A 6768-nucleotide genomic window follows, 5' to 3' on the forward strand; every position below is an offset into this window, starting at 1 on the left:
CTGGTAACAAAATCAGCAATCCGCCCTGGGTCAAATTTCAATCGGCAGGGTGGGTCAATTTTCCATCAGCGCCAACAGGTGATGTCCTTTTACGATGGGCAATGCGTTATGTGAGTGTTAATCCGCACGGCTGGCAATGAAGCCCCGACGACCTTTCAGCCAGCGCAACGCCTCGTCGGCATCAACTACTGTCTGGGTCTTCTCCTTGCGGGTCCGCAGCCGATCCGCCGCCGTGGGTTGGGCTGCATTGCGCACGGCCCGCTCCGACATCTGCCCTAACAAGGCAATCTCTTTCAGTGTCAGATAGCCAGTGATGGGCTGACTAAAAAAGGTCGGTACCGAATCCTCGTCAAATTCAGGGACGGTAGAGAAATCCAGCAGAGCCCGTATCTGCGCATGGAGTAGGAGCTGCTCGAGCTTTGCCGGTACGCCAATTGGGCGCCCTCTAACGACTAGGTTGAACTCTTCTATGCCGGGGCGGGCAGACCGCACCAGGATGGCCAGACAGACCCAGTCATCATTCATTTGCTCATGTTCCTGTCCATCCTTGGCAAGCCTGAAACGTCCATTGATTGCATAGTCATAGCAATCTTTGGCAATGGCGCGGATGCGACTTTCGCCCTGAAAAATCCGATCCAGGTTATCGACTTGGTCTTCGGAAAAATGACCGTGGAACGCTGTCAGTGAAGCGGCCAACCAACCCAGATAAGCCTCCTGAGCCTCCTCAAGGATTTCGTCTAGGCTGATTTTTTTCTCGGGCACTACGTAGTGTTGTTCGAAGCGGTCGCGCCAGGACTTGATCATTGATTCTGCTCTTGTTCAGAAGGTGTGAGCAGAGATTAGTGCACTAAAATGATATTGTAAATGATTATTTTATGATGTCTTGATTGATTATTAGGCCTGCCGAGATTACAAGACTCTCCCTAGATTGCAGCGCCGGTTTTTCGGCTTTCTATATGTGCACCTGCTGGAGAAATGCCTGCACGCGAATTGCTGCAGATTGGAACCGAGGGTTATCTGAAAGGGCCACTTTTTCGCACCATTGGGCGCGGTACCGGGCTGCTGAGCTCTGCCGTCCTGCCTGAGGCCAACGCGGATGCCATGGTGCGTCGGCGCGCCTTGGCGGTTGGGATCCAGACCTTGATAGGCAACCACATCTTCAAAGCGACGGGTATCACGGCCGACCTTAAAAACGGTGACACGCTGGTGAACGCGGCGGCGATGCCCCCTCCGACGTTTAATGTGCTGCCGCTCGGTGGCGATGGTCGGTGTGATGATCGTTCTGAGGTGTCGCTGTTCAGCATCAGTGATGCCAAAAATATCAATAGGCGTCTGATTTTTCGGCGGGTACAGCGCCATCCACTACTGACTACCGTGACCCGAGACGTAGGTCTGTGCCTTGCCTCGTAACGGGCTTAGCTCCTTGGTTTCTAAATGAAACGTCGCTGAATTTACCGCGCCGGATAAGCACGGGAAATTCAGCTGTCAGTGCTACGCGCTCTGGACATCAACCTGAGCTATTTCAGCCGATATACGATTCTCTGCATAAGTTACGTAACCTGCATAACTTATGTTGAATGTGAAGCGTCTTGATTGCATAAGTTAAGTAACTTACGCACTCTCAAGGTATCTGATGTTCTTGAGCCGTACTGCCGCTGACGCTGATTTTTCGACATTGCGAATTGTGCCATCGCTAGGGGATCGAGTTTTCAAGGTCTGCTGCCCCCGTAAATACGGGGCCGGCAACTGACGAAATGTGCCATCGCCAGGGGGGGGCTAATCAGGCTGAAATGTGCCACCGCTAGAGGGTTTGGGGGGTTAATCAGGCCGAAATGTGCCTTCGCTAGGGGATAGGGTTTTCAAGGCCTGCTGCCCCCGTAAACACGGGGCCTGAAAATGCTCAAATGTGCCATCGTTAGTGGATAGCAGCACTTTCCGCTGTTCTCAGTGCAAGGGGTATACCCGGTACCACCATGGCCTTGCCGGGCATTTGCCCCATGCTCACCACTCCCTGGTTACGCTCCTCGAAGTGTGTGACTAGATCGGCGGCCACGCTGTGAATCCGTGGCTCTGCCCCGACCACTTTTTCCTGTGCAGCCCAACGGCTTTTCAGGCGAGACTGCTGGTCGTCCTCTTCATCTTCGGCCAGTTCATCGACCTGATCGTCAATCGCGGGTAGCTCATTATCGTTCAAGGCCAATTTGGCCAGACGCGATTCGTAGTAGATGGCGACAGTCGCACCGTCTTCGGTGGCCTGCTGCATGTCGTAGACGTGAATGTATTCGCCAAACACCGAGCGGGTGTCGCGGTCTTCGTTGGATACCGGAGTTCCGGTAGGTAGTTGTTGCGGAAGGTGGGACGGTGGGCGAGTCGCAAGTGCTGCATCAGCTCTCCCGCTTTAAGGGCAACACTGCCGTCCAATACGTGAGGCAGTCGGCCTACTTGGTCGCTTACTTGATCGTTCTGTGAGGTATCCAGCAAAGCCTGTTGCAATGCCTGCAACATGAACTCTACAAAAGGTGTGGACTCGGCTTGTTGATCGGCTGCAGATAGGGCGGCGTAATAGGCGTCCTGTTGCTCACGAATCACCGTCTCTACCGGTAGCCAGGCAAGGATGGGACGCCACAGGCTGAGTATCAGCGTTTGGCTAAGCCCCCCCCTGGGGTCTTCATGTCTCTTTGTCCCTTGACTCCGGCCCTCTGATCATTACTTCTATATATGTGATAATGTCCTTTATCAAATATAAAAAAGGCTCTCCCGATGGTCCGAGCAATTCTCCCAACACCTCCCCTTCGCCTTCAACTGCGCTTGTTGAAAGCGCACGACGATTCGGCCGTCTTCGCTGAGGACTACCAGGCGGAACTGCGCCAATTTAAACAGCAGCTGGAAACGGCCGGATTGGATGTTTCCCCGACGTTTGCGGTGGTCGATAATGCCAGTGCCGTCAAAGGGCTGACCGGTCAGTTTCTGCTGTCGTGGATCTCTACCCCCGACTCGCCCCTAAAAACCTTCGGCGAGATCGCGATGGCTTGGGTCAACGGCCGGACCGGGCGCACGTTGCGCCTGCAGGTGGGGGACGTCGAGCTGGAGGCGCACAGCCCTGCGGATATTGAGCGACTGGTGGCGCAGGCACTCGCGCTTAAAGCGCCGTTGCTCGAGGCGGAGGCCAGGTGATGACTCTACTGGTACGGACGTCCCCGGTGACTCACGCGCTCCCGGCGCTGGTCAGTCACGCCGGCGAGCGCGCCGGCGTGCGCTTTCTGGAGTTTTTTACGGCCAGCATCCGCAATGCCAACACCCGGCGCGCCTATGCACGCGCAGTGGATGAGTTTTTGGCCTGGTGCGCGGAGGTCGGGGTACCCAGCCTAGCTGCAGTAGCGCCCCTGCATGTATCGACCTGGATCGAGTTGCAGATGCAAAGGCTGGCCGCTCCTTCTGTGAAGCAACGCTTGGCCGCGCTCCGGCATTTGTTCGATTGGCTGGTGGTCGGTCAGGTCGTGCCGCATAACCCTGCGGCCTCGGTGCGAGGGCCCAGCTATAGCTCCCGTGTCGGCAAAACCCCGGTGCTCGATCCGGCCGAAGCGCGCCAGTTGCTCAACAGCATCGATGTCAGCTCGCCGGCCGGGCTACGGGATCGAGCACTGATCGCCTTGATGGTGTTTTCGTTTGCCCGTATCGGCGCCGCCTTGGCGATGAAGGTTGAGGATGTCTATACGCAAAACCGGAGATTGTGGGTGCGTCTGCGGGAGAAAGGCGGCAAGCAGCATGCCATGCCCTGCCACCATCTGCTGGAGGAGTATCTGCATGTGTACCTGGTTGAGACGGGGATTGAGGTCGATCTCAAAGGGCCGTTGTTTCGGACCATTCGGCGCGGTACCAACCAGCTAAGCGTCACAGCCCTGCCGCAGGCCAATGCGCATGCCATGGTGCGCCGGCGAGCCTCGGCGGCAGGCATCAAGACGCTGATCGGCAATCACACGTTTCGTGCCACGGGGATCACGGCGTACCTCAAGAATGGCGGCACCTTGGAAAATGCGGCGGCGATGGCCAACCATGCGTCGACCCGCACGACCCAGCTTTATGATCGGCGTCGAGACGAGATCAGTCTTGATGAAGTGGAACGCGTTCGTTTATAGCCTTACCGGCGCTCCCTGAGCGGCCATCGGATCATGGCGAGCCCATCGTTAACCCGACAATCGCCGCGGTTGCTAAACCCCTTGACCGCGAAACTTTCCTTGTCTGCGGAGCGCCTACATTTATCAAATGTGCGAGGTCTGGCCTCGTCATGTAGACGTCAAGACTTTTTCGGTTTGTTAAAACTGGCCACTACCAATGGTGCGCGACTGATTTCAGTTGTAGGTCAGAGGCTTTTTTGCATTTGCTCTCGTACAGCCTTTATAGCTCCGGTCAGTGGCGCAAAATACATGGCCGGGGCTGCTTTGGCTGCCTTGGAAAACTCAGCGGAAAAGGCCTTAGTAAAGTTTTTCAGCTTGGGAAACATGTTCAACCTCTTTATCGTTTCAGCCGTAGCCACGGTTGGCCTGTGCTGAGGGTTAAAAATCTCTCAGAGCTTATTTTGCAAGGTTCAGGCTGCGTATTTCGTATTTCGTATTTCGTATTTCGTATTTCGTATTTCGTATTTCGTATTGAGTATGCTCTTTTTGCTCATTCATAGTCAGCAACTCGCTTTGTAAATCTTGCAGCTGCTGTTGAGCGACCTTCAGCGCCTTTTCGATCGCATGGTGATTAGCATTGGCTGTGTGGGTCCGTTTTTCTGCGTTTGGCTTTGCTTCCAGGAGAAATTCCTTCATGAGGTCAGGCCGGTCAAGATGAAGAGGAGCTTGCCAAGATGACCTGCTGGACGTGCCATCGAAGATCATGAACAGTGCGGGCCGGGCCTTGTAGTGAGATGTCGTAAGACAGAACAGCGCATGTGTGAAGCGATCTAAATAGTCCTCCAGCCGCACTCTGAGCGAGCGTTCATCACAAGACACCGAGCGCTTGCCACACCGTGACTAATGTTTTCGGAGTTCGCAAGACGGTCGAGCGCCACTCCCCCTTGGCCTAGAGGCTCAGATCAAGGTCAGACGTGAACGCCATGAAATATTTCGACACACAAGACTGCGCATCTGACGCAACAGATCTTGCGCTGCCCAGCGACGCCTTCACTCCATGAAACACGCGGAAAGCCAAAGCTAGACGTACTTCTTACGGCAACAATCATCTGCAAAAATCTAGTGGTTCCGTCGGAGTATGCGCACCTTGTCAAGGCGAGGAAATGAAGAGTTTTTTTGCATAGGGATTTTTTTCCCCTAGCAAGCTGGTATGATCAAAAAAGGAAGTCATTGTGCCATCATGGATGGATACTGAAATTGCAACCGCCGAAATCAACTCTGTTCCCTGCGAAACAAACGTCAATTATGGCTGTTTGCGGGCTGCTGCGCGTCTTCAAAAAACCACTTGAAAGGCCGCAGGCGCGTACATTGTTGAAAACAAGTCTTCACTAGATCGGTTGAGTTGGCCAGTATGATGATTACAAGGACACAGTTTATATTAGCAATATTGAAGATTCAAATATTTAATTTGCTCTTAAACTCGAAACACTGCGTTGAAATTGCATTCCAAATAACGATTATCGATGCACCCACCGCTAAACATGGAGTTATTAATAAATGGCTGTAATCAAGACCGGCAATACAACCCAACTAGTCGAAAAACTGTATTCGCAGATTGCCGATGCCGTTGTAGTCACCAATGAAGTCCAGAACGCTGTTCAGGGTGCGGTGAATCAGATCAGTAACCTCGATCAGGCGCTTCCGGTAGCAGGTATTACCAACAAGCTCACCGACACCGCGAAAAATGTCACGCTGAACCAAACCCTCAAAAACGCAGTGACCGGTGAGGACGAAACCACCAACGGTACCAACAAGGTTTCGCTGACCGGCACCGGCTTGGACAGCAAACTGGCTTCCGGCAATGTTACCGGCTTGGTGGTCAGCTCCAATACCACGGCGACCGAAAAAGGCCCAGTGTTCCTGGGTACCGAGACCTATGTAGAAAACCTCTCGGCTAAAGTTTCCGTTGACCTGACTAAACCAGGCAACCTGACCGTTGGTAACTTCACCAGTAGCGAAAGCCAAAATAGCTCGGAATCGGGTTACAAGATTAACGCGGGGCAAGCAGTACAAGGCGCCACCACAGCCGAAACTCTATCCGAAAGTACAGCTTTCGTTGGTCAAGCCACTTATGTGGATGGCAATCTGTCGTCCAGCACGATCAAATCGGTGACGAACAAGGTCAACGATAAGCTCACCAGCGATGGAAGTGTGAATGACCAGGCAATCAGTGCCTCGCATAGCGAGTCTTTCACACTGACCAGCAAGCAAGGCCTGACACTCGACGCTACCCCTGGCAACAGCGGCCTGAAGGGTTCGATTGATAGCCTGACCTTCAACGAAAAAAACTCGTACACCGACGATTCCTTCCAGTCGACCAACCTGGGTAATGCTGTCGACGTTATTTCCGATTCTGTGACACTAGGCCTTGTTGTCAACCAGGCACAAGCTGCAGTGGACAAGGCATACATTGCCAAAACCACCGCAGAGTCGGATCTGGACACCGCCAACTCAGCCAAGACTGCTGCGGACCTGGTTGTAGGCAATGCCACTGCTGACAAAGCCAGCGCTCAGTTGGCTCTGGACACCGCCAACTCAGCCAAGACTGCTGCGGACCTGGCTGTAACCGAGGCCACTACTGCCAAAACCAGCG

The 6768-nt window shown here is 53.9% G+C and carries 7 protein-coding genes and 2 pseudogenes; 4 read left to right on the forward strand and 5 right to left on the reverse strand.

Features of this window, described 5'->3' with window-relative positions; genetic code table 11:
• Nucleotides 1-117 precede the first annotated feature (117 nt).
• Nucleotides 118-804: a hypothetical protein gene (locus CYD26_RS24285; RefSeq protein WP_102053871.1), complete on the reverse strand. Its 687-nt coding sequence runs from the start codon at nucleotides 802-804 to the stop codon at nucleotides 118-120.
• A gap of 171 nt (nucleotides 805-975) precedes the next feature.
• Between CYD26_RS24285 and CYD26_RS25660 the strand changes: the two genes are divergently transcribed.
• A complete protein-coding gene (locus CYD26_RS25660) occupies nucleotides 976-1410 on the forward strand; it encodes a hypothetical protein (protein WP_256588073.1) in 435 nt (144 codons plus the stop codon).
• A gap of 556 nt (nucleotides 1411-1966) precedes the next feature.
• Here the strand turns inward: CYD26_RS25660 and CYD26_RS24295 are convergent.
• Nucleotides 1967-2335: pseudogene (locus tag CYD26_RS24295) on the reverse strand (type I restriction endonuclease subunit R); the annotation flags it as partial.
• A gap of 50 nt (nucleotides 2336-2385) precedes the next feature.
• Nucleotides 2386-2505 (reverse strand): annotated as a pseudogene (locus tag CYD26_RS26070) (Fic family protein); the annotation flags it as partial.
• 306 nt (nucleotides 2506-2811) lie between these two features.
• Between CYD26_RS26070 and CYD26_RS24300 the strand changes: the two are divergent.
• On the forward strand, nucleotides 2812-3174 hold the full coding sequence (locus tag CYD26_RS24300; RefSeq protein WP_145991825.1) for a hypothetical protein: 363 nt from the start codon (nucleotides 2812-2814) through the stop codon (nucleotides 3172-3174).
• A complete protein-coding gene (locus CYD26_RS24305) occupies nucleotides 3174-4136 on the forward strand; it encodes a tyrosine-type recombinase/integrase (protein WP_178081737.1) in 963 nt (320 codons plus the stop codon). Before CYD26_RS24300 ends, CYD26_RS24305 begins: the two co-directional genes overlap by 1 nt.
• A gap of 224 nt (nucleotides 4137-4360) precedes the next feature.
• Here CYD26_RS24305 and CYD26_RS25295 read toward each other — a convergent pair whose 3' ends face one another.
• Together CYD26_RS25295 and CYD26_RS24310 are read right to left on the reverse strand one after the other, a co-directional pair.
• Nucleotides 4361-4501 carry a hypothetical protein gene (locus CYD26_RS25295; RefSeq protein ID WP_178081738.1) on the reverse strand — a complete coding sequence of 47 codons (141 nt, stop codon included), beginning with the start codon at nucleotides 4499-4501 and terminating at the stop codon, nucleotides 4361-4363.
• A gap of 70 nt (nucleotides 4502-4571) precedes the next feature.
• Nucleotides 4572-4994, reverse strand: coding sequence for a hypothetical protein (locus CYD26_RS24310; protein WP_145991826.1), 423 nt, complete (start codon nucleotides 4992-4994; stop codon nucleotides 4572-4574).
• A 678-nt stretch (nucleotides 4995-5672) separates the two neighbouring features.
• On the opposite strand from CYD26_RS24310, the gene CYD26_RS24315 reads away from it, so the two are divergent.
• The coding region (locus tag CYD26_RS24315; RefSeq protein WP_145991827.1) for a hypothetical protein at nucleotides 5673-6768 on the forward strand (1096 nt) is incomplete at its 3' end.

The organism is Pseudomonas sp. FFUP_PS_473 (genome assembly GCF_002858665.1).
GTDB classification, from domain to species: Bacteria; Pseudomonadota; Gammaproteobacteria; order Pseudomonadales; family Pseudomonadaceae; genus Aquipseudomonas; species Aquipseudomonas defluvii.

Bases quoted from the DNA above. Each gene is read 5' to 3' on its own strand.
- CYD26_RS25660 (WP_256588073.1), top strand. From the start codon at position 976: ATGCCTGCACGCGAATTGCTGCAGATTGGAACCGAGGGTTATCTGAAA.
- CYD26_RS25295 (WP_178081738.1), bottom strand. From the start codon at position 4,501: ATGTTTCCCAAGCTGAAAAACTTTACTAAGGCCTTTTCCGCTGAGTTT.
- CYD26_RS24305 (WP_178081737.1), top strand. From the start codon at position 3,174: ATGACTCTACTGGTACGGACGTCCCCGGTGACTCACGCGCTCCCGGCG.
- CYD26_RS24285 (WP_102053871.1), bottom strand. From the start codon at position 804: ATGATCAAGTCCTGGCGCGACCGCTTCGAACAACACTACGTAGTGCCC.